This window comes from Bradyrhizobium sp. 195 (assembly GCF_023101665.1).
GTDB lineage: Bacteria > Pseudomonadota > Alphaproteobacteria > Rhizobiales > Xanthobacteraceae > Bradyrhizobium.
Genome location: NZ_CP082161.1, coordinates 5,263,426 through 5,287,332, shown reverse-complemented (window position 1 = coordinate 5,287,332; position 23,907 = coordinate 5,263,426). Strand labels below are relative to the sequence as shown.

The 23,907-nt window shown below is 64.7% G+C and carries 24 protein-coding genes, 1 tRNA gene and 1 pseudogene; 19 read left to right on the top strand and 7 right to left on the bottom strand.

Features of this window, described 5'->3' with window-relative positions:
* Positions 1–89 precede the first annotated feature (89 nt).
* The 9 genes and pseudogenes from IVB26_RS24630 to IVB26_RS24590 all read left to right on the top strand — a co-directional run bounded on the left by IVB26_RS24630 (position 90) and on the right by IVB26_RS24590 (position 11,070).
* Positions 90–577 (top strand): annotated as a pseudogene (locus IVB26_RS24630) (DUF4262 domain-containing protein).
* Between the two features lie 1,101 nt (positions 578–1,678).
* The gene (locus tag IVB26_RS24625) at positions 1,679–2,836 is read left to right on the top strand and encodes a thiolase domain-containing protein (protein ID WP_247967791.1); all 1,158 of its coding nucleotides are present in this window, start codon (positions 1,679–1,681) and stop codon (positions 2,834–2,836) included.
* Positions 2,836–3,225, top strand: coding sequence for a Zn-ribbon domain-containing OB-fold protein (locus IVB26_RS24620; RefSeq protein WP_247967790.1), 390 nt, complete (start codon positions 2,836–2,838; stop codon positions 3,223–3,225). Before IVB26_RS24625 ends, IVB26_RS24620 begins: the two co-directional genes overlap by 1 nt.
* Positions 3,226–3,520: 295 nt before the next feature.
* A complete protein-coding gene (locus IVB26_RS24615) occupies positions 3,521–4,381 on the top strand; it encodes a MaoC family dehydratase (RefSeq protein WP_247967789.1) in 861 nt (286 codons plus the stop codon).
* 123 nt (positions 4,382–4,504) lie between these two features.
* Positions 4,505–5,383: an SDR family oxidoreductase gene (locus tag IVB26_RS24610; protein WP_247967788.1), complete on the top strand. Its 879-nt coding sequence runs from the start codon at positions 4,505–4,507 to the stop codon at positions 5,381–5,383.
* Positions 5,384–5,492: 109 nt separating this feature from the next.
* Positions 5,493–6,446 (top strand): dihydrodipicolinate synthase family protein, encoded by a 954-nt coding sequence (locus IVB26_RS24605; protein WP_247967787.1) that lies wholly within the window; start codon positions 5,493–5,495, stop codon positions 6,444–6,446.
* A 4-nt stretch (positions 6,447–6,450) separates the two neighbouring features.
* Positions 6,451–7,266, top strand: a complete 816-nt coding sequence (locus tag IVB26_RS24600) for an NUDIX hydrolase (RefSeq protein ID WP_247967786.1) — start codon at positions 6,451–6,453, stop codon at positions 7,264–7,266.
* A gap of 80 nt (positions 7,267–7,346) precedes the next feature.
* Complete coding sequence (locus tag IVB26_RS24595) at positions 7,347–8,261, top strand: DMT family transporter (protein ID WP_247967785.1); 915 nt, start codon at positions 7,347–7,349, stop codon at positions 8,259–8,261.
* A 121-nt stretch (positions 8,262–8,382) separates the two neighbouring features.
* On the top strand, positions 8,383–11,070 hold the full coding sequence (locus IVB26_RS24590; protein WP_247967784.1) for a PAS domain S-box protein: 2,688 nt from the start codon (positions 8,383–8,385) through the stop codon (positions 11,068–11,070).
* Here the strand turns inward: IVB26_RS24590 and IVB26_RS24585 are convergent, their stop codons facing one another.
* Positions 11,071–11,424 (bottom strand): GrlR family regulatory protein, encoded by a 354-nt coding sequence (locus IVB26_RS24585; RefSeq protein ID WP_026202721.1) that lies wholly within the window; start codon positions 11,422–11,424, stop codon positions 11,071–11,073.
* Positions 11,425–11,681: 257 nt separating this feature from the next.
* On the opposite strand from IVB26_RS24585, the gene IVB26_RS24580 reads away from it, so the two are divergent.
* Positions 11,682–12,194: a hypothetical protein gene (locus IVB26_RS24580; RefSeq protein ID WP_247967783.1), complete on the top strand. Its 513-nt coding sequence runs from the start codon at positions 11,682–11,684 to the stop codon at positions 12,192–12,194.
* Between the two features lie 41 nt (positions 12,195–12,235).
* On the opposite strand, the gene IVB26_RS24575 is transcribed toward IVB26_RS24580, so the two are convergent.
* Entirely contained in the window at positions 12,236–12,622 is a 387-nt protein-coding gene (locus tag IVB26_RS24575; RefSeq protein WP_247967782.1) for a VOC family protein, read from the bottom strand.
* A 182-nt stretch (positions 12,623–12,804) separates the two neighbouring features.
* Between IVB26_RS24575 and IVB26_RS24570 the strand changes: the two genes are divergently transcribed.
* The 3 genes from IVB26_RS24570 (at position 12,805) to IVB26_RS24560 (ending at position 14,296) form a co-directional block, all read left to right on the top strand.
* Entirely contained in the window at positions 12,805–13,377 is a 573-nt protein-coding gene (locus IVB26_RS24570) for a hypothetical protein (protein WP_247967781.1), read from the top strand.
* A 161-nt stretch (positions 13,378–13,538) separates the two neighbouring features.
* Positions 13,539–14,063, top strand: coding sequence for a hypothetical protein (locus IVB26_RS24565; protein WP_247967780.1), 525 nt, complete (start codon positions 13,539–13,541; stop codon positions 14,061–14,063).
* 156 nt (positions 14,064–14,219) lie between these two features.
* Positions 14,220–14,296 (top strand) — tRNA-Arg (locus IVB26_RS24560).
* A gap of 69 nt (positions 14,297–14,365) precedes the next feature.
* Here IVB26_RS24560 and IVB26_RS24555 read toward each other — a convergent pair.
* Entirely contained in the window at positions 14,366–15,331 is a 966-nt protein-coding gene (locus IVB26_RS24555; RefSeq protein WP_247967779.1) for an AraC family transcriptional regulator, read from the bottom strand.
* A 451-nt stretch (positions 15,332–15,782) separates the two neighbouring features.
* Entirely contained in the window at positions 15,783–16,073 is a 291-nt protein-coding gene (locus IVB26_RS24550; RefSeq protein WP_247967778.1) for a hypothetical protein, read from the bottom strand.
* Between the two features lie 234 nt (positions 16,074–16,307).
* On the opposite strand from IVB26_RS24550, the gene IVB26_RS24545 reads away from it, so the two are divergent.
* Together IVB26_RS24545 and IVB26_RS24540 are read left to right on the top strand one after the other, a co-directional pair.
* Positions 16,308–16,718: a DUF3775 domain-containing protein gene (locus tag IVB26_RS24545; RefSeq protein WP_247967777.1), complete on the top strand. Its 411-nt coding sequence runs from the start codon at positions 16,308–16,310 to the stop codon at positions 16,716–16,718.
* A 39-nt stretch (positions 16,719–16,757) separates the two neighbouring features.
* Positions 16,758–17,219 carry a host attachment protein gene (locus IVB26_RS24540; protein ID WP_247967776.1) on the top strand — a complete coding sequence of 154 codons (462 nt, stop codon included), beginning with the start codon at positions 16,758–16,760 and terminating at the stop codon, positions 17,217–17,219.
* Positions 17,220–17,249: 30 nt separating this feature from the next.
* Here IVB26_RS24540 and IVB26_RS24535 read toward each other — a convergent pair whose 3' ends face one another.
* Positions 17,250–17,510, bottom strand: a complete 261-nt coding sequence (locus IVB26_RS24535; RefSeq protein WP_247967775.1) for a hypothetical protein — start codon at positions 17,508–17,510, stop codon at positions 17,250–17,252.
* Positions 17,511–17,811: 301 nt separating this feature from the next.
* Between IVB26_RS24535 and IVB26_RS24530 the strand changes: the two genes are divergently transcribed.
* From IVB26_RS24530 to IVB26_RS24520, 3 genes are all read left to right on the top strand, one after another.
* The gene (locus IVB26_RS24530; protein ID WP_247967774.1) at positions 17,812–18,258 is read left to right on the top strand and encodes a hypothetical protein; all 447 of its coding nucleotides are present in this window, start codon (positions 17,812–17,814) and stop codon (positions 18,256–18,258) included.
* Positions 18,259–18,350: 92 nt separating this feature from the next.
* Complete coding sequence (locus IVB26_RS24525; protein WP_247967773.1) at positions 18,351–19,223, top strand: DMT family transporter; 873 nt, start codon at positions 18,351–18,353, stop codon at positions 19,221–19,223.
* 96 nt (positions 19,224–19,319) lie between these two features.
* A complete protein-coding gene (locus IVB26_RS24520; RefSeq protein ID WP_247967772.1) occupies positions 19,320–20,063 on the top strand; it encodes a hypothetical protein in 744 nt (247 codons plus the stop codon).
* A gap of 54 nt (positions 20,064–20,117) precedes the next feature.
* Here IVB26_RS24520 and IVB26_RS24515 read toward each other — a convergent pair whose 3' ends face one another.
* Positions 20,118–20,435 (bottom strand): histone, encoded by a 318-nt coding sequence (locus IVB26_RS24515; protein WP_247967771.1) that lies wholly within the window; start codon positions 20,433–20,435, stop codon positions 20,118–20,120.
* A 66-nt stretch (positions 20,436–20,501) separates the two neighbouring features.
* The gene (locus IVB26_RS24510; RefSeq protein WP_247973266.1) at positions 20,502–21,893 is read right to left on the bottom strand and encodes a cryptochrome/photolyase family protein; all 1,392 of its coding nucleotides are present in this window, start codon (positions 21,891–21,893) and stop codon (positions 20,502–20,504) included.
* A gap of 170 nt (positions 21,894–22,063) precedes the next feature.
* Here IVB26_RS24510 and IVB26_RS24505 point away from each other — a divergent pair, with 170 nt between their 5' ends.
* A complete protein-coding gene (locus IVB26_RS24505; protein ID WP_247967770.1) occupies positions 22,064–23,794 on the top strand; it encodes a methyl-accepting chemotaxis protein in 1,731 nt (576 codons plus the stop codon).
* The last annotated feature ends 113 nt before the right edge of the window (positions 23,795–23,907 follow it).

Below are 23,907 nucleotides of genomic sequence, written 5' to 3'. Positions count from 1 at the left end.
CATCCGGACCACAACCTCAGCAAGCCAGTGTCATTCCAAGCTGGTTCGTCGCAGTGTATCCTCACCGTCTATGACTGGATGCTGCTGCGATGTTCACAGCCCTTGATGCCCCTCCTGACCGGCTCGATAAGCATGAGCAGAACTTCGTCGAGAAAGTCCGCAAGCACGGCTGGTTCGGCACGCATGTCATGCCGGACGAAGAAGGATCGGGCTTCGCCTACACCACCGGCTTCTGGCTGAAGTTCAGGTTTCCAGAGGTGATCGTGTTTTCGATGCGGCAGCAGACGGCGCAGGATACGTTCTGGACGATCTACCGTGAGCTTGACGCTGGACGGCGACCGATGCGCTGTTTCAGAATGCCGCCGCTGTGCTTCTTCCGGTGTCGTCGCAGCACTATCGCTCGCATCTCGGATGGAGCAGGTGGTTCTACGGCAATGACGAGTTCGAATGTCTGCAGGTCGTGTACCCCGATCGTGACGGGTATTTTCCCTGGGCCGTGGACGCCTCTGGTGAAGCCCGCGCTGCGCAGCCCGATTTGACGGAAGGCAACTGGCAAGGCCTGCGCAGGGTCTCGTAGGGTGGGCAAAGCGAAGCGTGCCCACGTCTTCGGGATTGATCTCGGCGACATGGTGGGCAGGGCGCGTTGCGCCTTACCACCTTGTGACACCATCCCTTGTGTTGCCCGACGGGCAAAACATCCACGCCGTGGGGCAATCCATTCGCGCCAAAATATTCCGATTGACCGAAATTCGGAAAGGTCGTATCGATCCGCCACCTCATCCCAGTCAGAGGGGCGTATCGCGATCGTCACGAACGCGGGGTGAGCGGCGGTGGACGCAGGCGGCGTCGGCGCGGAGGCGGTTGCAGGGCGGGTCACACCGTGAGCAACGCCGGCGCGCACACGACCGGCGCGGTCTCGCGTACGGCAAAATCGTGTGGTCCTGACGCCCGGGGTCTGTGCGTCAAGGCTTGCGGTGATGTGGAGGCCCGACCGGGTCCGCGCATCGATCATCCGCAAGGCGACGGGGGCAATAGTGCAACGCTCCCCGGGGAGAGCACGACATAAGCCGTCAAACCACTGCGCAGGGAAGGCCGGATGTTTGGCCGCACCTGTATGCCGCTGTGCATCTGTGCTTCGCGCATTTGCGCACAGCGGACCGTGGGTGCCCAGCCGGCACCCGGTCTTCCCTGCGCCCTCTGTTTCGGGAGGGAGCCAGACGGACGCAAAGCTCGGGCGAGAAGCGCCGCGAGGATGCGGGGGTGTGTCTGGCCGTCATTGCGAGCGCAGCGAAGCAATCCAGAAATGTATCCGCGGAGAAACTCCTGGATTGCTTCGCTGCGCTCGCAATGACGATGTGGAGGCACCGAGCCATGTCTGACCGTCATCCCCTTGCAACGGCGAAGTCGTTGTCGCTGGAGGCGCTCGCCTCTTCGGCGAGCCTCGAAGGGGCGACAGCCCGGCTGTCGCGGCGCGGCTGTCGAGATGGCCGGGCCGTTCATCCTTCGAGGCTCCCGGCGCGATGCTTTGCATCGCGCCACCCGCGCCTCAGGATGACGGGGCGGGGAGTTGCGCTCACCCGCTGCCCTCTCGCGGGGCGGAATATTTCCGCGCTTGCCAATCCGGCCACCGCGGTTCAGAAAAAAGAGCGAAGAAGAAACGCCAGCGGAGACCTGAAGTTTGACCATCAAGGGCAAGGCCTACATTGCCGGGATTTTTGAACACCCGACCCGGCATGCGCCGGACAAATCCACCGCGCAGCTCCATGCCGAGGTCGCCAAGGGCGCGATCGAGGATGCCGGGCTCTCCAAGGACGATGTCGACGGCTATTTCTGCGCAGGCGATGCGCCCGGCGGCGCCTGGCCGATGGTCGATTATCTCGGCCTGAACACCAAGAAGCTCCGCCACGTCGATTCCACCGAGACCGGCGGCTGTTCCTATATCATCCATCTCGGCCATGCCGCCGAGGCGATCGCGGCGGGCAAGTGCTCGATCGCGCTGATCACGCTCGCCGGCAAGCCGCGCACCGGCGTGATGCCGCCGCGTGCCGCTGGCGCGGAAGCCGATTTCGAGTCCGCTTACGGCGCGACCACGCACAATGCCTATGGCATGTGTGCCATGCGCCACATGCACGACTACGGCACCACCTCAGAGCAGCTCGCCTGGATCAAGGTCGCGGCCTCGCATCACGCGCAATACAATCCGCATGCGATGCTGAAAGATGTCGTCACCGTCGAGGACGTGCTGAACTCGCCGATGATCTCCGATCCCCTGCATCGCATGGATTGCTGCGTCGTCTCCGACGGCGGCGGCGCGCTGATCGTGACGACGCCGGAGATCGCCAAGAGCCTGAAGAAGCCGCTGGTCACGCTGATCGGCCACGGCGAGGCGATGAAGGGGCCGCGCGGCGGCAAGGATCTCGATCTCACGTACTCCGCCGGCATCTGGTCCGGTCCGCGCGCCTTCGAGGAAGCCGGCATCACGCCGAAGGACATCAAATACGCCTCCATCTATGACAGCTTCACCATCACGGTGCTGATGCAGCTCGAAGACCTCGGCTTCTGCAAGAAGGGCGAGGGCGGCAAGTTCGTCGCCGACGGCAATCTGATCTCTGGCGTCGGCAAGCTGCCGTTCAACACCGATGGCGGCGGCCTTTGCAGCAACCATCCCGTCAACCGCGGCGGCATGACCAAGATCATCGAGGCTGTGCGGCAGCTGCGCGGCGAGGCGCATCCGAAGGTGCAGGTCAAGAATTGCGATCTCGCCATCGCCCACGGCACCGGCGGCCTTTTGGGTGTTCGCCACGCCGCCTCGACCGCCATTCTGGAGCGCGTGTGATGAGTGAAGCGAAGAAATATCCGGCCCCGGTCACGAACCCCGAGACCGCCGCGTTCTGGGACGCGGCCAAAGAGGGCAAGTTCATGATCAAGCGCTGCACGGCGTGCGGCGAGGCGCATTACTTCCCGCGCTCGATCTGTCCGTTCTGCTATTCCGACAAGACGGTGTGGGAGCAAGCTTCGGGCGAGGGCACGATCTACACCTGGAGCCTGATGCGGAAGTCGCCGACCGGGCCCTATGCCATCGGCTATGTCACGCTGAAGGAGGGGCCGTCGGTGCAGACCAATTTCGTCGACTGCGATCTCACGACGCTGAAGATCGGCCAGAAGGTGAAGGTGGTGTTCAAGCCCACGGATGGCGCGCCATTGCCGTTCTTCACCGTGGCTTGAGCGCGAGGCTGCGTTGGGTGGGTAGAGCGAAGCGAAACCCACCGACGCTCGCAATGATGGGTTTCGCTTCGCTCTACCCATCCTACGAATTCTTTCTTCCTTCTCCCCTTGTGGGAGAAGGTGGCGCGAAGCGCCGGATGAGGGGTTTGTCTCCGCAGAGAGACTGCTCGATGAGGAAGCAACCCCTCACCCAAATGAGTTTGTTGCGGGCAGCATCTGGCCCTCTCCCACAAGGGGAGAGGGCACATTAACGAGCGCCGCTGCTCGCGGAGAGTCCGGGAAGGAAACCAGAAAAATGTCCGCCAGATACGAAGAACTGAAGTCCCTCAAGAACCTCGGCCAAAAATATGCCTACACCGACCGGGAGGTGATGCTCTACGCCTACGGCATCGGCCTCGGCGCCGATCCCATGGACGAGAAGGAGCTTGCCTTTGTCAACGAGGGCACGTTGACGCCGCGGCCGCTGAAGGTGGTGCCGACGTTCGCGTCCGTCGCCGCGTGGGGCTCGGGGCCGGGCGAGATGAATCTCAACCGCGTCATGGTGGTGGACGGCGAGCGCGACATCACCTTCCACCAGCCGCTGCCGGTCGCTGCGAACATCACCGCCGACTCCTCCGTCGTCGAGGTCTACGACAAGGGCAAGGACAAGGGCGTCGTCATCGCCCATCAGACCGTGCTCAAGAACGAGAAGGGCGAGAAGCTGGCAACGCTGGTCGCCTCGCGCTTCGCCCGCGGCGACGGCGGCTTTGGCGGGCCCAACCTGACCCAGCCCGATCCGCACAAGATCCCCTCACGCAACCCCGACAAGACCATCGACATCGTAACGCGCCCCGATCAGGCGCTGGTCTACCGCCTCTGCGGCGACCGCAACCCGCTGCACTCGGACCCCGAGTTTGCGAAGAAGGCCGGCTTTCCGCGCCCGATCCTGCACGGCATGTGCACCTACGGCATCACCTGCCGCGGCGTGCTCCAGACCTATGCCGACTACGACGCCTCCGCGTTCCGCCAGCATGTCGCGCGGTTCTCCTCGCCGGTCTATCCCGGCGAGACCGTGACCATGGACCTCTGGAAGGACGGCAACGTGATCTCGTTCGAAGCCAAGGTGAAGGCGCGCGGGGTTACGGTGATCAAGAACGGCAAGACGGTGCTGGGTTAGTCTCCGCTGTCATTCCGGGGCGCGCGAAGCGCGAACCCGGAATCTCGCGCTAGGACCTCCGGATTCCGGGTTCAGCGCTGCGCGCTGCCCCGGAATGACAATAACAAAAAGGGAGAGGCCACCATGGGACTACTCGACGGCAAGGTTGCGCTGATCACCGGCGCGGGCGGGGGCCTCGGTGAGGCCTACGCAAAGCTGTTCGCGCGGGAAGGGGCCTCGGTCGTGGTCAACGACCTCGGCGGGCCCCGCGACGGCTCCGGTGCCGACAAGTCCATGGCGCAGCTTGTGGTGGACGCGATCACGGCCGAGGGCGGCAAGGCGGTCGCCAACGGCGCCGACATCTCCACCATGGAGGGCGGCCAGTCGGTGTTCGACGACGCCATCAAGCACTTCGGCCGCGCCGACATCCTGGTCAACAATGCCGGTATCCTGCGCGACCAGACCTTCGCAAAAGCCACCGAATCGGACTGGGACAAGGTGATCAAGGTGCATCTGAAAGGCACCTTTTGTTGCACCCTGCCGGTGTTTCGCTGGATGCGGGAAAACGGCGGCGGCGTCATCGTCAACACCTCCTCGACCTCGGGCCTGATCGGCAATTTCGGCCAGACCAATTATGGAGCTGCCAAGGGCGGCATCTGGGGCCTGTCCAACGTGCTGGCGATCGAGGGCCGCAAGTACAACATCCGGATCTGGACGCTGGCGCCGGGCGCCCTGACCCGCATGACCGCAGACCTGCCCCGCTATAAGGAGAACCCGGGCGCGGCGCTGGGGCCGGACGGCATCGCGCCGGCCGTGCTATACATGGTCAGCGACTTGTCGGGCGACCAGACCGGCAAGGTGCTGGGCGTGTCCGGGCCCCGCGGCGTGCGCGAGATGCGGATGATGGAAATGGAAGGCTGGAAACCGCCGCACACGGGCTGGAAGGCCCAGGACATCGCCGATCATGCCAAGGAGATCTTCTTCTCCGAGGAGCAGATCAAGATGGGAGCACGGCGGTTTTAGCGTGATTTGTCGTTCCGGGGCACGCGAAGCGTGAACCCGGAACCTCGAGATTCCGGGTTCGATGCTGACGCATCGTCCCGGAATGACGAAACAAAGGATACAAGGACTGATGAAACTCACCGCCGACGCCAAGGGCACTTTCGCAATCGCGCCGACGCCGTTCCACGACGACGGCCGGATCGACGAGCGCTCGATCGACCGCCTGACCGATTTCTACGAGGAGGTCGGCTGCGACGGCGTCACGGTGCTGGGCATCCTCGGCGAAGCGCCCAAGCTCGACGCCGCTGAAGCCGAGCAGGTCGCGGTGCGCTTCGTCAAGCGCGCCAAGAAGATGCAGGTGATCGTCGGCGTCTCCGCGCCGGGCTTTGCCACCATGCGCTCGCTGGCGAAGGCGTCCATGGATGCGGGTGCGGCCGGCGTCATGATCGCGCCGCCGCCGTCGCTTCGCACCGACGACCAGATCGTCGGCTATTTCAAGCAGGCGGCCGAAGCGATCGGGCCTGATGTGCCCTGGGTGCTGCAGGATTATCCGCTGACGCTGTCGGTGGTGTTCACGCCCGCCGTGATCCGCAAGATCGTCATGGACAATCCGAATTGCGTGATGCTCAAGCATGAGGACTGGCCGGGGCTCGAGAAGATCACGACACTGCGCGGCTTCCAGAAGGACGGTTCGCTCCGTCCGCTCTCCATTCTCTGCGGCAATGGCGGCACGTTCCTGGACTTCGAGATGGAGCGCGGTGCCGACGGCGCCATGACCGGCTACGCCTTCCCGGAGCTTCTGATCGACGTCGTGAATCTCTCCAAGGCCGGCAAGCGCGATGCCGCGCATGATCTGTTCGACGCGCACCTGCCGCTGATCCGCTACGAGCAGCAGCCCGGTGTCGGCCTGACCATCCGCAAATACGTGCTCCAGAAGCGCGGCATCATCGCCTCCAGCGCCCAGCGCAAGCCCGGCGCGACCATCACGGCGATGGCGAAGGCGGAGGTCGAATACCTGCTGTCGCGCGTCGCCCGTGTCGACAAGCGCGCCAATCTCGGCCCGCAATCCAGCGCCGCGGGTTAATCGCATGGCCGAGACATCAGCATCACGCCCGGCCTCGACGATCCTCCTGCTGCGCGATGGCGCGAGGGCCGACGGCAAGGGCCGCGGCGAAATTGAAGTCTTCATGATGGTTCGCCATCATCAGATCGAGTTCAGCTCGGGCGCGCTGGTGTTTCCCGGCGGCAGCGTCGATGCCGGTGACAAGGAGATCGTCGCCCGCACCGATCTGTATTCGGGCGGCGAGGGCTTGAGCGAAGCGGACCGCGGCTTCCGCATCGCCGCGATCCGCGAGACCTTTGAGGAAAGCGGCATCCTGCTGGCGAGCTCGAGGGGGACTGGTGCGCCTGTCGATGCCAAGCGTGCCGGCGAACTCGCAGATCAACACCGCGTCGCGCTCAACGAGCACAAGGTCAGCTTCCTGAGCATCCTGGCCGACAACAATCTGCAGCTCGCGCTCGACACGCTGGTGCCTTACGCGCACTGGATCACGCCCGAGGGCATGCCAAAACGCTTCGACACCTGGTTCTTCCTTGCCGCAGCGCCGCCCGACCAGCTCGGCGCCCATGACGGCCGGGAGTCGACGGATTCGATCTGGATTTCGCCGCGCGAGGCGGTGGACGGCGGCGAAAGCGGCCGCTTCAAGCTGCCGTTCCCGACCACGCGTAATCTGATCCGGCTGGCGAAGCAGGCAACGGTGCAGGCCGCGATGGAGCATGCCCGCGGCATGTCGATCGTCACGGTGATGCCGGTCATGACCAAGACCGAAACCGGCCGCCAGCTCCGCATCCCCCGCGAGGCCGGCTATGACGGCGAGGTGTTCGAGGTGGGGGCACTGGGCTAAGACACTTCGACACCCGACGAAGTATCAAGGACTGCGGTCGCGCTAGGTTCCGTCCGTCGCGAACGGATGGGACGCACAGAATGGACAACCGGCAGGACACCAACATCGCCGTCGAGCTGGCGCTCCTGGTCGCGCTCGCAACGCTCTGGGGCGGGTCCTACACCTTCATCAAGCTCGGCGTTGCCACCATCCCGCCGATCACGCTGATCGCGGCGCGCACCACGATCGCGGGCCTGTTGCTGCTGGCCGTCATGTGGGCACGCGGCATCCGAATGCCGACGGATGCCGCGACCTGGCGGCGGTTCGCGTTCCAGGCCGTACTCAACAGCGTGATCCCCTGGACGCTGATCGCCTGGGGCGAGCGCCACGTCGATGCCGCGCTGGCCACCATCCTCAACTCGGCCGGACCGATCTTCACCTTCCTGCTCACTGCAATCGTGACCCGTCACGAAGCGACGACACCGCGAAAGCTGTTCGGCGTCGTCGCCGGCATGGCCGGCATCCTGCTGATCGTCGGCGTCGATGCCTTCCATGACATTGGCGGCGGCCTCGTCGCGGAGGCCGCGATCGTCGCCGCCACCATCTGCTATGCATGCGCCGCGATCTTCGGCCGCAGCTTCAAGGGGCTCGATCCCATGGCGCCGGCAGCCGGCTCGCTGCTGGCCGGGGCCGCCGTCCTGATCCCGGCCTCGCTCGTGGTCGAGCAGCCCTGGACGCTGTCGCCCTCGCAAAGCTCAGTGCTGGCGCTGCTCGCGCTCGCCGTGTTCTCGACGGCCGCAGCGTTTGCGATCTACTTCCGCCTGATCCAGACCCTGGGCTCGGTCGGCACCACGGCGCAGGCCTATCTCCGCGTGCCCATCGGTGTCGCCATCAGCGTCGCCCTTCTCGGCGAGAGCCTGAGCCAGACTGCCTGGATCGGGCTTGCCTGCGTCGTCCTCGGCGTCGCCGCCATGACGATCCCGGCCCGGCGGCAGGCAAGCGTCAAACCGTCATAGGGGGACGGGGGCTCCGAAGACCGCAATATTAAGGATAATCGGCGGCCCGAGGCATGTTTCCCCCGGGCGGCAATACGTCGTATATTGGGCCTCCAGTAGCCCGGTCCCCCCAAAGACACCAATGTCCGCCGAATTGACGCCGACCCCTGAGAAAAAGCGAACCTTCTCGCTCTCCATCGGCCAGCTCACCTTCGGCAGCTTCTTGCTCGTGCTGGCGGTGATCATCGTCACATCGACCGCGAGCGTGATCGCGATTCGGCACATCGACACGACCTTTGCGGAGCTGCAGCGGCTCCAGAGCGTCGGCGACCTCGCCGAGGACATCGACCGCCGCATGAACGAACTGCGCCTTGCCGCGCGCGACTTCGTCACCGATCCCGGCGCCGGCACCCAGTTCCAGCAGGTCGGCGAGGCGGCCTCGACGCTCAGCGACATCCTGAAGAAGACCCGCATCGAGCTCGCGCCCGAGCAGCAGGACATGATCGACGGGGTCACCGAGCGGCTTGCCACTTATCGCACCGGCCTCGAGCGGATCTCGACCCTGATCGATCGTCGCGCCCAGCTGCTCGCCAACCTGCCGCCGCTGCGCGAGCAGTTCGACGCCGTCGTCGCAGGCACCGCCGACCGCGAGCTGGCCTCGCGCCTGTCCGAGGCGCAGAGCCGCATCGCGCTCGGGCTGCTCGCGCGCAACCCGTCCGCGGCAGAGCAGGCCGCGCAGAACATGCGGGCGCTGAATATTGGCGATGCCAGGCTGAGGTCGGCGGTGAACGATTATGCCGAGGCCATCATGGCCGTGGCCGTCCGCGAGCGGCAGATCGCCGACATCGACCGCGAGGTGCTGGGAACCGAGGGCCGGCTGATCGGCCGCGTCACCGAATTGCTGCGCGAAGTCAGCGACCGGCGCGGCCACGTGCTGTCGCGTGACTTTGCCCGTACGCTGACGGAAGCGCGATGGCAGAGCATCGTGCTTGGCACCATCGGGGTTCTGATCGGCATTCTCGCGGCCGGCTTCGTGGTGCGCAGGACGGTCCGTCCGCTCGCCCAGATCGCACGCTCCATTCGCGCGCTTGCGGCGGGCCAGAAAGACACCTCCATCCCGTCCGCCGACCTCGACAACGAGATCGGCGACATCGCGCGTGCGGCCGAAGTGTTCCGCCGTGCGCTGGAGGAGGCCGATACGGCGCGCGAGGCGGCGGTGCGCGCACTCACCGAGCAGCGCCTCGCCGAAGAGAGCTACCGGAAACTGTTCGAGGGCTCGGTCGACGGCATTTATGTGACGACGCCGGCCGGCGATCTGCTCAACGCCAATCCGGCGCTGGCGCGAATGATGGGCTACGACAGCCCGCAGCAGCTGATCGACAGCATCAACGACATCGCCCACACCATCTACGTCCATCCCGAGGCGCGCGTCGAATACCAGCGGCTGATGACGCGCGACGGCATGGTGCGCGAGTTCGAGTATCAGGTGCGCCAGCGCAGCGGCGACATCCTTTGGCTCTCCGACAGCGCCACCGGCGTGCGCGACGAAGCGGGCAATATCGTCCGCTACGAGGGCACGCTGCGCGACATCACCGACCAGAAGCGCGCGGAAGATGCCATCGCCGAAGGCCGGCGCCTGCTCCAGCAGGTCATCGACACCGTGCCCGCGGTGATCAACGTCAAGGACCGCGACCTGCGCTATGTGCTGATGAACCGTTACATGGCCGGCATCTTCGGCATCGAGCCGGGCGATGCGCTCGGCCGCACCACGGCCGACCTGATGTCGCGCTATGGCGCGGCCAAGTCCGACGAGAGCGACAAGAGGGTGCTCAAGCTCCGCAAAGGCCTTGGCTTCTACGAGGAGGAGTACAAGGACGCCTCCGGCAACATGCGGCAATGGCTCGTCAACAAGCTGCCGCTGCTCGATGCCGAGGGCGAGATCGAGCGGATCGTCACCGTCGCGCTCGACATCGGCGAGCGCAAGCGCGGCGAGCAGGAGATGCGCAAGGCCAAGGAATCCGCCGAGACCGCGCTGCGCAATCTGCGCGAGACGCAGGCTTCGCTGATCGAGGCCGAGAAGCTCGCGGCGCTCGGCCGCCTCGTCGCCGGCGTTGCGCACGAGGTCAACAATCCCGTCGGCATCAGTCTCACGGTCGCTTCCGCGTTGGAGCGCAAGACCGCGATGTTCACCGCCGAGGTCGAGCGCGGCGAGCTGCGCCGCTCCACGCTCAACGACTTCCTCAGCACCAGCCGCGACGCATCCTCGCAGCTCGTCTCCAATCTCAACCGCGCCGCCGAGCTGATCCAGTCGTTCAAGCAGGTCGCGGCCGACCGCAATTATTCGGACCAGCGCAACTTCGACCTCGGCGACCTCACCGAGCAGGTGGTGATGAGTCTGCGGCCGGGCCTGCGCAAGCACAATCTGACGCTCAACGTCGAGTGCCAGCCGGATCTGACCATGAACAGCTATCCGGGCCCGTACGGCCAGGTGCTGACCAATCTGTTTCTCAATTCGGTGGCGCACGCCTTCCCGGACGGCCGGCCCGGGACCATCGACATTCAGGTGCGGGAGTCCGGCAAGGACAATGTCGGGATCATCTTCTCCGACAATGGCTGCGGCATGTCGCTCGACGTCCGCCGCCGTGCCTTCGATCCGTTCTTCACGACGCGGCGCGACCAGGGCGGCACCGGCCTCGGATTGCACATCGTCTATAGCATTGTCACCAACCGGCTCGGCGGGCGGCTCGATCTCGATTCCGAGCCGGGCAGCGGCACCCGCATCCAGATCATCCTGCCACGCACGGCGCCGCTCGAGCAGGCTGCGGAATAGCTAATCAGCCTCGGCGAGCTTGTGCAGCGTTGCGCCGAAAATCAGGCTGGCCTTGCCGACCAGCGCGGTGCCCGTCATCTCCGCGCGGGTGTCCGTGTAGGTCCCGCTGACACCGATGCCGACCGGGGCAGGGCCGCCGAATAGCGGATTGTCGTCGCCCCGCGGCGAGGTGTGCCGTTGCACCAGCACCTCGCCTTTGAAGGTGGTGTCATCCTTCACCACGTAGCTGCCGGTGTAATAGAGGTAGGCATCGCCGCCAAGAATCTTGCCGTCGCGAAAAAGAATGACGCCGCTGCCCTTGCCGGCTCGACCATCGAGCAGGGTCACATGAATCGAATAGAGACCGTTCTTCATAACGTCCCGCAGGCCGGCCGCCATCGCCCAATGGCGCAACCAATCCTGCTTTTATGCCAAAGCGCATCCGCTCGCGCAACGCGGCAGTTTGCCTGCCAGCGGCGGGAGTTTCCGCTTCGAGCCGTAGTTGTCCCGGCTTGTGCGTGACGCCCGCATGACGGTCTGATGATGGGGCGAGGCCGGTCGTTGCGAATCAGAGTTGGCCCGCGAAATGCATAAAATTTGCTGCACTGGCCGCGGGGTGCTGGAGCACGACGATGAGCAACTGGATCGATTCCGGCGGCGATGAGCCGCGTCTGTACAGTGCGCGCCCCACGAATTGCACAAGCGAACGACGGCGCTCCGGTAGCGCAACACGCTGGCGAAGCATGACAGGGCTGGCTTCCGTGAGGCTGGCTTGCGTTTTGGCCCTGATTGCGCTCGCCGCTCCGTTCGGGCATGCGCGCGACCGCGGCCAGTTCGTCAATACCAATGCGGATTTGAAAGCCTGGTTCGACGGCCTTCGCAGCGGCAAGGGACCATGCTGCTCCGATGCCGACGGTTCGGCGCTCTCGGATACCGACTGGGACAGCAAGGACGGGCACTATCGTGTCCGCCTCCCGCGCTATGCTTCCGGGCTCGAAGGGCGGCCGCAAGAGCTTGTCTGGGTCGAGGTCCCCGAGGAGGCCGTGATTTCCGAGCCGAACCGGGTGGGGCGCACCATGGTGTGGCCGATCTACGGCTATATGGGCGTCACCATCCGTTGCTTCATGCCCGGCAGCATGACTTAGCCGCATCGGACGGAATGTCGTCCGGTGCGGCACGCGCCGCGTCAGGTGTATTTCTTATCGCGCTCCAGCAGCTCGATCGAGATGCCTTCGGGGCCGCGGATGAAGCAGATGCGCACGCCGGGCCGGATCGTGGTCGGCTCACGCGTGAAGGTGACGCCCTTGGCCTTGATCTCGGCCGCGACGGCATCGATGTCCTTCACCGTCAGGCCAAAATGATCGAGGCCCTGATGCGGGTGCGGAGGCGGCGGGTTGACGGCGCTATCGCCCTCGAGCGGTGCGATGAAAATCCTGGCGCCGCCAAGGTTCACGTCGATCCGTCCCGGCGCATGCACGATCTCGCCACCGAGGATGTCCCGCAGCCAAGCTGCCGTGGCCTCCGGATCGGGGCTGCGCAGATGGACGTGATCCCAAGTGACGACGACTGGCATTCCAATTCTCCCAACGCGATCGTTCGATGTTGCGGCGCATGTTAACGGTCCCGGCCGGTGATCGCCATCCTTGCCGATTCGGAGGGAACCTTAGTTCGTCTTCTGGATTGAAGTAAGCTGCGGCCGAGTCTGTGTCGCAAGTCCGTCGTCGGACGTGCTCAGCCGCTATCGGTGATGCAATCATGAACGCCAGGCTCCACCGGATGGTATTGGAGCGCTTCGCCGGAACCGGCGAGCGACTGGCGCGGGCCGTGACGTTGGCGAGCGTCTCATTTGGCCGAAGCCTGCTGTGGCTGATGGCCGCCGTCATTGTCGGCTGCGGGGTCTGGATGCTGCTGCCCCTCTCCAAAGGCAATAGTGCTGAGCCCCTGAAGTCGGAGCTGGCGGCAGCCGAGCCTTCTCCTTCGGGCGATCCGGCGGCATCGGCCTCGTTGGCTTCCGAAGCTCAGGTCCCGGCTATGGCGGACCTCGATCGTCTCAGGATTTCATCGCAGACCTGGCGGCGGGGCGGCCTTGGCTCGAAAGCCCTGGTGACGCTCACGCTGCGAAACGACAATGACTATGCCGTAAAGAATGTCGAGATCGTTTGCGCCTTTTCGCGGCGCGACGGCAGTCATCTCACCGATCGGAGCCGCGTGCTGGCAGATCCGGTCAGCATGAAGAGCCGCAAGACCTTTGCCCGAATCTCCGTGGGCTTTGTCAACGTCAATGCCGATCAGGCGAAATGCTCGTTGGTTGCGGCACGTCGCGCGTAAGCACGGCATGTTCCGGTAGCGGAAAAGTTACCCTCCCTAGTGCTTGGCAAAAAAACCTGGCGTCGCCATTTGAACCGAACGGCTGGGTCAGGAACCAATTAAATGATCGCCTGTTGAAGGCGAAGAGCCCACGCGGGGATGCGGGGGGCGGAGCTCGGCCAATGCCCATCTTTCGGTATTTCGTCTTTGTCGGTGGAGCCTTGCTCGCACTGCTGTTTGCAGCGAACTATGTTCTGCCATCGCAACCGGTTGCGCAGGCTGTCGCCACCGTAAGCAATGATCAGCCGCTGATCCGGATCCGCTCCGACCGCCATCTGCCGGAGCGTGTCGTGCTGGATACGACCCAGCCCACGATTGCCGCGCCCGCGGTGCAGACCGCCGCAGTCGTGCCTCCCCGGCCGCTGGTGCAGGAGGGCCTGTCGCCGGCCTTGGCCGAGCTATCGGCCAAGGCGCGGGTGCGCGAGACATTCGCCCAGTTCACGCCGCCGAAGGCCGATGCTGCCGCGGCCAGGAAGCCCGAGGCCAAGCCGCAGGGCTCTCAGGCCCAGGGTTCTCAGGCCCAGGCTGCTCCGGTCCAGGCTCAGCCCAGGCGCAGGGTCGCCAGGGCGCATCCGGCACAGCCTCAGGGCCGGCCGATGATGGTCGCCCAGCAGCCGCATTTCGGCCTCTTCAACACGACCTGGTAAGAGCAGCCTCGATCCGTATCGAGGGAGGCGAGGAGGGCTTTTTATTGGTCAGCCTCTCTGCTAATTCGTATCCATCCGAACGCCGCCCCGGTGTGCTGGCTCGTCAGCAGCCGGTCGGGCAGGTCTCGGTTTGCGGCCCGGTAGCCCCGGGCCGGGGCGCTCGTAGCTCAGCTGGATAGAGCATCGGATTTCGATTCCGAGGGTCGGAGGTTCGAATCCTTCCGAGCGCGCCAGTCCCCTGGCGTTCCAGATATGTCCGAGATGACGCCGATGCCGGTCACCGTCGCGAGGGGCTTGCGGCGTCAGTCAGTCCGACGGGACACCTGCCGCCCCCGGGCCAGCGTGTCCGAGGGCGCCTCGTGGAACGTCGCGCGGTAGGCTGCGGCAAATTCACCGAGATGATGGAAGCCCTGGGCACGGGCGCAGGTCGCGACGGTGGCGCCGCCACCCCTCAGGAGGCGGCCGCGGGTCGCCCACAGCCTCTTGAGGCGAATGTACTGGTGCAGGCTCATGCCACGCACCTTGCTGACTGCGCCGCCGAGCGTTCGGATCGAGACGCCGAACTCGCCGGCGAGATCGGCGGTGTAGATCGGCGCGGTCGGATGGGCCGCGACGTAGTCGTCGATCCGCTGCACGAGCTTGATCGCGCGCTCGCTCTGGGCCGAGGCGCTCAGATCCGACATCGAATCGATCCGAAACAAATCGTCGAGCGCGAGCAGCAGACCCTCCTGGAGATGGGCGGCCACCTCGCTGGTTTCGAACAGGAACGGCTGCACGGACGCGGTTCGCAGGATGTCGAGCAGGAGTCGCCGCGTGTGGAGCAGGGCGGGCCGGTTCGCGACGCGGGCTCGCAAGTCGTCGGCGTGATCGAACCAGCCCCGGTCTCTCAGCTCGGGGGAGAAGATGATCATGGCATGATGATTGGTCTGAGGCTCGACGAAATGGCATTCATCGTTGCCGCGGAGCGCAACGAAGAAGCGCGCATCGAGATCCAAACCCTTGAAGTTGACCTGGAGGTCGTCGGTCATGGACAGGATTACCATCCCGCCCGGCATCCGATAGGCGGTGTCGAGGATGCGCGCAAACGACCTCATCACGACGATGCGGCATGCCGGCAGGGAGACAACGGCGCGGGCCGCTGCGAAGCTTGGGATGTCGAGCGGAATGCTTCTCGCGTCCTCCATCGTCTCGATCGGCCGAAACGCATCGACGTCGGCAAAGCCGATCAGTTGGAGCGCGGAGGATGGAGCGAGGGCGTCGAACAACATGCGTCTGGCCGGCTGCTGAAATGTGACAAATCAAATGAACGTCGGTACATCGCCATCAATGGCGAAACATCGCGTTTCAGTAAATCGAATTCCAGGCCGTAGTATTGCGGACATCATGCCATGACGCCCGCAAGATCAATGTCACCGTCAACGTTCCCGGTTCATCGGTTGGCCGGAGGCTGCGTCGAGGAAATGTAGCCGCATGCACGCGGGGCAGGCGAAGGACGCAAAGCTTCGTCCCTCCTGTCTCGGCTGCTTCTCAAGATGCGTCTGCACGTTCATGCCCGTCTGAGGGCATCGAAAAACGATCAACTCGGCCATCACCGCAGAATGACGGTGCGGGCCGATTTCATCTTTGATCTGGATCAGTTTTGGAATCGCTCCAGGCCGGCGACAACCGCGCAAGGAATGATCTCGCAAAAGCGAAGGGGCCCTGAGGCCCCTTCGGATGTCACCAGCGGCGATAGCGTGGGCCATAGCCGTAATAGCGCGGCCCGTAAGCACGTGGTCCATAATACCGCGGGCCGTAATACGGCCGCGGACCGTAATACCCATAATAGTTCGGACGCCACCAGCAGCGTCCCCAGGCGTCGCAGACCATGCGAACCTGCTCGACGCCGGAGACCTGCGGTGTCGCAGGCGCGGGCGCGACGGGCATGGCGGACGCCGCCGGCAATGTCGCCAAGGCACCCAACGTGGCACCGAACAGGGCTGCGGCGACGAGGCCGATCTTGAGAGTCATGATGTCTTCCTCCGCTTACGCGATCCAGAATATCGAAGTTGTTCTGATCAAATTGTGGCGGAAGCGAAATGTAATGCTGATGAACAAATTCAGCAAATCGGCCCGGCTGGCTTTGACCGCATGGCCGATGCCGTGCCGGAGACCTTGATCCTGCGCAATTCGCAAGTCTGCCGCGGCCCTTAGTGTTGCTGGCGTGGCAGCGGCGTGGTGCTTGCTGCCGGGCAAGGTGAACCGATGCTGGTCATTCCAAATCTGTCGATCTCGCCGGAGAAAGTCTTCTTCGTCATCTCGAAATCGCGCCGGTCCGACAGCGAGGCGGCCGGAGGGGGCGTCATCGTGGACTTCGGCGACGATGACATGAGCTATGGCCGTAGCGGGCGCGGCGGGTCCACCGATCGTGCGGAGCTCGCGGGCTTTATCCGCGATCTCAATGTCGACGAGCAGATCGACCTCGTGGCGCTGATCTGGCTTGGTCGCGGCGGCGGCGATCTCTCCAATTGGCGGGAATTGCATACCCAGGCCGCGCAGGCGCACAACCAGCGCACCGCTTCCTACCTGATCGGCACGCCAATGCTCGCTGACTATCTGGAGGAGGCGATGGCGCAATTCGGCAAGTCCTTCGAGGAATTCGAAGAACATCTCTGATGCCGGACGCGGCGTCGATAAGTTTCAAGGAGAGTTGCAATGGACAAGATGAGAATCGACAAGGGCGACTGGCTGGTCGTGTGCGATGGGCGCAAGGCGCTCATTCTGGAAAATCTCGGCGACGAGATGTTTCCGAACCTCCACACCAGGGAGGTGCACGAGCACCCCAACCCCTCGACCAGTGCGCAAGGGACCGACGCGCCGGGCCGCCTGCATGCCGCTACCGGCGGGGCGCGCAGCTCGGCCGAGCAGACCGACTGGCATGATGAGGCCGAGCGCGCCTTCCTGCGAAGCCTGGCGGGTCGGCTCGATGCCGCCGTGAACTCCGGCGAGACCACGGCCCTGACCATGGTGGCCTCACCACGTGCCCTCGGCATGATCCGTGCCGACTATTCGGAAGTCATGCGCAAGGCGCTTCGGGGCGAGATCGGCAAGGATCTCGTCAAGCTGCCGGTCTACGAGATCGAGAAGCAATTGCTGCTGTCGGGCGCCGCCAAATAGGGGCGCCCTCAGAGACCGCGCCAGCGTCCCTCAGTAGCAGGGGTGCCGGCGGCGGTCCTGGCCGACATAGGCGGCCGCGCTCTGGTAGCAATGGTTGGTCGACGGGCCATCGTAATAGGCGAAGGTGCCGGGGGTGATGCCGGGACCGTAATTGTGGACGTAGCTGATCGGGTAGGGCAGCGGGTTGACGTAGCGGTGGTACCGGTGGTGCCCCCGCGCCTCCGCGAGGCCAGGGGCTAGGATTGCGGCCGACAGGGCAGCAACCGCGGCTACAAGCTTCAACTTGCTCATCTTGATTCTCCGGGACCCGCGCGAATAAGTCGGCCATCTATAGCCACTTCGGGCCTCCGGGGCACCCGTTCGGTGCCCGGAAATCCGGGATAGTCCCGCAGATTCCCGGGTGGGTGTGACAGAATTGCCGGAAACGGCGTCGGGCCTTGCCCATTTTTGGCCTTTTCGGGATGCTTAACGAATTCCCCACACAAGTATGACCAAAGACTATTCGGTTAAGAATCCTCTCGCCGGCCCCAGGGCTCATTCACGGGTCCTTCGAGGCCGGTCCATTCCTGAAGGCTTTCGCCGTCACGCCGCCATGCGCATCACGCTTCTGAGCCTGCTGTTGCTCTCCATCGCCGCCGCCGCGCCGGCGCGGGCCGACCTGCATATTACCCGCGACCACGGCGGCTATGTCGAGGAATACAAGGCCAAGTACAAGCGCGTCCGCGAGAAGGGCGAGCGGGTCATCATCGACGGCATCTGCAACTCAGCCTGCACGCTGGTGCTCGGCATGGTGCCAATGAACAAGATCTGCGTGACGCCGCGCGCAAGCCTTGGCTTCCACCAGGCCTATTACGACAAGGCCTTCACCTTCGGCATCAAGGTCACCAGCTCCGAGGGGACGTCCGACCTGATGTCCTACTACCCCAACACGGTGAAGGACTGGATTCGGCGCAATGGCGGGCTCACCACCGACATGAAGAAAATCAAGAACGGCGTCGAGCTCTGGAAGATCATCGACCCCTGTCCGGAAGAGTGGTGAGCGGCTGGCGCCGTTGCCCTGCCTCGCAGCGCAGCATCGTCCGGACGAAATTCGCATTGCCGCATGAGCCCCCATGAGGCATGAGGGCGGCAATGGACCACAATCAAGAAGCCCTGACCGCCCGCGCCGCGCCGATCCTGTTCGTGCTGCTCTGGAGCACCGGATTCATCGGCACCAAATACGTCGTCGACAATGCCGATCCCTTGACCTATCTCGCCATCCGCATGGCGATCGTGGTCGGCCTGATGGCGATGATCGCGGCGATCGCGCGGCCGAAATGGCCGGATCGTATCGGCATCGCGCATAGCGCGGTCGCCGGCATTCTCGTCCACGGCTTCTATCTCGGCGGCACCGCGATCGCGATCGCGCACTCGATCCCGGCCGGACTCTCCGCGCTCATTCCGGGCCTTCAGCCGATCCTGACCTCGACCATCGCCAACCGCTGGCTCGGCGAGCGGGTGACGCCGCTGCAATGGGCAGGGCTGGTGCTCGGCCTCGGCGGCGTGGTGATGATCCTGCACAACCGTCCCATGACCGGCGAAGCCGGGCTTGGCTGGCTCGCCTCGGTGGTTTCGCTGATCAGCATCACGCTCGGCACGCTCTATCAGCGCCGCTACTGCAACCAGATCGACTGGCGCGCCGGCAATCTCGTGCAATATGTCGCTGTCACCATTTTCTTTGCGATCGGGGCCTTCCTGTTCGAAGACCGCGTGGTGCACTGGACGCGGGAATTCGTGCTCGCGCTCGCCTGGCTCGCCGTGGCACTTTCGATCGGATCGATCGGGCTATTGTACTGGCTGATCCGCCACGCCGCGGCGACCTCGGTCGCGAGCCTGTTCTATCTGGTGCCTGCCGTGACCGCGCTGATGGCTTATCTGCTGTTCGGCGAGAAGCTCGATGGGCTGGCGATTGCCGGCATGGCGATGTGCGCGGCCGCGGTGTTCGTCGTCAACCGGCGCTTCTAGGCAGACAGGGCAGGACGCCGGATTACATCCCTGACGTGCGGGACCCGCTCGTGTTAGGTTGGGCTGATTTCAGCTTCCCTTTCACACGGTGATTTCATGAAGAAAGCGCGGCGCGCACTGCTCGGCAGGTCCTTAAGGCCCGTCCGGATTGCCTGCATCAATTACGCGGAGGAGATGATAAGCGACCGGATGATGGCGAGGCTCACGGCCGCGCTTCAGAAATGCTACGACGAGCACTTCCTGCCAATATGGGGCTACCCCGTCCATCTCGACGTCACCCGCAAGCCGAAGCCGACGGACTGGCAGCTCGTCTATTTCGACGATGCCACCCACAAGAACTTCCTCGGACGGCACGAGTTGACCCATCGGGGGCAGCCGATCTCGAAGATCTTCGTCAAGGCGCTGGGTGACGAGCCCGTCAGCATGGCGGCGTCGCACGAGCTGTTCGAGATGGTGCTCGATCCCATGGCCAATCTGTGGGCCGACAAGACCCGCCACACCCAATATGCCTATGAGGTCTGCGACGCCGTGGAGGAGGAGTCCTTTCTCGTCAACGGTTTTCCGATGTCGAACTTCGTCTATCCGTCCTGGTTCGAGTCGTTCGGGCATCCCCGCGGCACCAAATTCGACCATATGGGATCGTTGAAGGAGCCGTTCTCGATGACGGAGGGCGGCTACGTCATCAAGAAGGTCAACGGCAGGCGGCTGATCAAGCAGTTCGGCTCGCCGGAAAAGCGGCGGCGCTTCAACGCCGAGGACCGCCGTGGCCATCGCAGCGAATTCCGCGATCCGAAGGGAGAGCATCACCCGGGCCGGCGCGCAGCCAAGCGACGTGGATAGGGTGTCGCTGTCTCCGGGTGCGTCCGCACCCGGAGACGTCTCCAAGCGTTGGGCTCAGCGCTTGGCCTTCTTGGCCTTCTTCTTCGACCTGGTGGCTTTCTTGGCGCCTTTCTTGGCGGCCTTCTTCGCAGACTTCTTGGTGGCCTTTTTCGCGGCTTTCTTTGAAGACTTCTTCGCCGCTTTCTTCGTGGTCTTCTTCGCAGCCTTCTTGGCTTTCTTCTTGGCAGCTTTCTTCGGGGCTACTTTCTTCGCGACCTTCTTGGCGGCTGTCTTCACCTGCTTGACGGCGATGACTGCGGCGTCCTTGGTCGCTTCCACCGCATTGGTGATCGTGTCCATCGCCTGCTCAGTGATCGGCTTCTCGTCGTCCATATCGTCCCCCATTGTTTGAATGGAGCGATCACGATAGCGGGTTTCGAAATTGTGTCAAAGCAGCGCTCAACCTTTGCGGATCCTTGCGTAAGCGGCGAGCGCGCGCTCGCGCCCCCTGGCATGATCGACGATCGGCTGCGGATAGGTCTTGCCGGGTGTGATGCCCGCGCTCGCAAGCTCGATCGGCGACGCCCGCCACGGCTGGTGGATCAGCTTCACCGGGAGATCCTTCAGCTCCGGCACCCAACGCCGTACGTAGGTTCCATCGGGATCGAACTTCTCGCCCTGAAGCTGCGGGTTGAATACGCGGAAATAGGGCGCGGCGTCGGCGCCGCAGCCGGCGACCCACTGCCAGTTGGCGGGATTGCTGCCCGCGTCCGCATCGACCAGTGTATCCCAGAACCAGGCCTCGCCCTCGCGCCAGTCGATCAAGAGGTGCTTGACGAGGAACGAGGCGACCACCATCCGCACCCGGTTGTGCATCACCCCGGTGTGCCAGAGCTCGCGCAGGCCGGCATCGACGATGGGATAGCCGGTGCGCCCGCGCTGCCAGGCGGCGAGAGCCTTGCCGTCGGGTTTCCAGGGGAAGCCGTCGAAGTTCGTCTGCAGGTTTTCGGTGGCGAGGCCGGGATGATCGTGGAGGAGGTGGCGGCAGAACTCGCGCCAGCCGAGTTCGCTCAGGAACTTGTCGATGCCCGGTCCGAGTGCCGGATCTTCATCCGCGGCGAACCGCGCCGCGTGCCAGACATGGCGCGGGCTCAGTTCGCCGAACCTCAAGTGCGGCGACAGGCCTGAGGTGCCCTCGCGATCCGGGCGGTCGCGATCGCCGACATAGCGGCGCGCGGTGTGCTTGAGGAAGTCGCGCAGGCGTGTGCGGGCCGAGGCCTCGCCCGGTGTCCAGCTCTGACGCAGGCCGCCTGACCAGTCGGGTTTGGTCGGCTCAAGCTTCCAGCTCTCCAACCTGTCGCTCGCAATTGTCGCAGCCGGGCGAAGCTCCTTCGGAGCAGACAACGGTTTTGGCGGATCGCCGAGCGACAACACGCGCCGCCAGAACGGCGTGAACACGCGCAGGCCACGGCCTTCCTTGGTGCGGATCGCCGAGGGCGGCACAAGGAGGTCGCCAGGGAAGCTCTGCGAATCGACGCCGAGCCTTGCGAGGGCCGCTTCGAGTTGGCGCTCAACCGCCTGATGCGGCGCCTGCGCGATCCCGTTCCAGTAAACGGCCCGGGCGCCGCTCTCTCGCGCCACCTCGGGGACCACCCTGGCCGCACGTCCCCTGCGCAGGACCAGAGATCCGCCGCGCGCGGCGATCTCGGCTCCGAGCGCCCGCAGCGACTGCGCCAGCCACCAGCGCGTTGCGGCGCCGGGCGGACGCCCGACGCTGTCGTCGAGGACGAAGAGGCAGAGCACGGTTGCGCCCGCTTTCGCTGCGGCGTGGAGAGCGGGATGGTCGGACAGGCGAAGATCATCGCGGAACCAGACGATGATGGGCGGCGCGTTTGGCGTGGTCAGGGAGGGCCTCGTTTACCAATTGGAAACCATGCCGGGGTGCGGCGGTGCGAACCGCCGTTAATGCGGCCGTAAGCCGATTGCACGAATATGCAGGAATTACGGGGGTCATTCCATCCATGTCTAATATTCCAACGGCGAAGTTCCTGCCGCAGTTCAAGCTCGGCACCAAGGCGGTCCTGTGCGCCGTGTTGCTGATCGCCGTGAACACGGCGCTCGTGGTCGGCGCCGGCTATTGGTCGCTGACGTCCGCCTTCAATGACCGCGCATTGCGCGACATCGAGGTCAATCTGCGCACGCTGGCGCTGGCCTTTACCGAGACCGTTCCGGCCGCCAAGATCACGATGCGGGATGGCGCGGTGGCGCGCGCCGAGATCCCCAAGATGCCCGACTTCAACGATCACGCCATCGTCGATCGTGCCGTGTCCTATGTCGGCGGCAACGCGACCCTGTTCGTGTTCGACGATGCCAGCGGACAGTTCGTCCGCCGCTCCACCAACGTGAAAAAGGAAAATGGCGACCGCGCCGTCGGCACCCAGCTTGCCGCCGACCATCCGGGACAGGCGCCGCTGCGCCGGGGCGAGGCCTATAAGGGGCCGGCCACACTGTTCGGCAAGACGTTCATGACCGCCTATTTCCCGATCGCGGACGCCACCGGCAAGGTCACCGGCATCCTCTATGTCGGCATCCCCATGGCCCAGTATGAGAGCATGCTGGCCCACGCCATCGAGAGCATGGCAGCGGCCGCCGGGCTCGCCGCGCTTCTGGTGCTGGTCCTGACCCTGCTGGTCGTCCGCCGCGTCACCCGGCCGCTCACCTCGGTCACACGCTCGCTCACCGCGCTTGCCGACGGCCAGAGCGACGTCGCGATCGAATGCGAGGATCGCGCCGACGAGATCGGCGAGATCGCCCGCACGGTCGCGGTGTTCAAGAGCAATTCGCTGGAGCGGGCGCGGATGCGCAGCGAGCAGGCGGCGGCCTCGGCCGCAGCGGTCGAGCAGCGCAAATCCGACCTGCGCAACTTCGTCGAGGAATTCCGCGGCAGCGTCGGCGGCGTCCTCGACAAGGTGCTGACCTCGTCGGGTGAGTTCGAGCGCGTGGCGCGACAGCTCACCGACGTCGCACGCTCCACCGCCGATCTGTCGGCTCAGTCCGCCGGCGCCTCCGAAAATGCCTCCGAGCACGTCCGTTCGGCAGCGTCAGCCTCCGACGAGCTGTCTCAGTCGATCTCCGAGATCACCCGGCGCGTGCAGGAATCGAACGAGATTTCCGCCGAGGCGGTGCAGCAGGCCGAGGCGACCGACCAGCGCATCGCGCAGCTTTCCGAGGCAGGCGCGCGCATCGGCGACGTCGTCAAGCTGATCACCTCAATCGCCGAGCAGACCAACCTGTTGGCGCTGAACGCCACCATCGAGGCCGCGCGCGCGGGCGATGCCGGCCGCGGCTTCGCGGTGGTGGCCCAGGAGGTCAAGACGCTCGCCGGCCAGACGGCCAAGGCGACCGACGAGATCTCGAGCCAGATCGAAAGCATGCAGCTCGCGACCGAGGAATCGGTCGCCGCCATCAAGGCGATCAGCCAGACCATCGAACGCATCAGCGGCATCGCGGGCTCGATCTCGGCTGCGGTCGAGCAGCAGAAGAGCGCGACCCACAACATCGTGGCCAGCGTTCGCGCCGCGGTGTCGGGCACCGCCGATGTCGCCGTCAACGTCCGTCACGCCGCCGAGGGCGCAAGCGAGACCGGAGAGACCTCGAGCCGGATGTTCGTCTCCGCACAGGCTCTGTCGGGCGAGAGCCTGCATCTGAAGGCCGAGGTCGACAGGTTCCTCGACCGCGTGAACGCGGCGTAATCCAACCTCGTCATCCCGGGATGGTCCGAAGGACCAGACCTCAGGTGCGCAATTGCGCACCGGGGGATCTCGAGATTCCGGGTTCGGTCCTTCGGACCGCCCCGGAATGACAG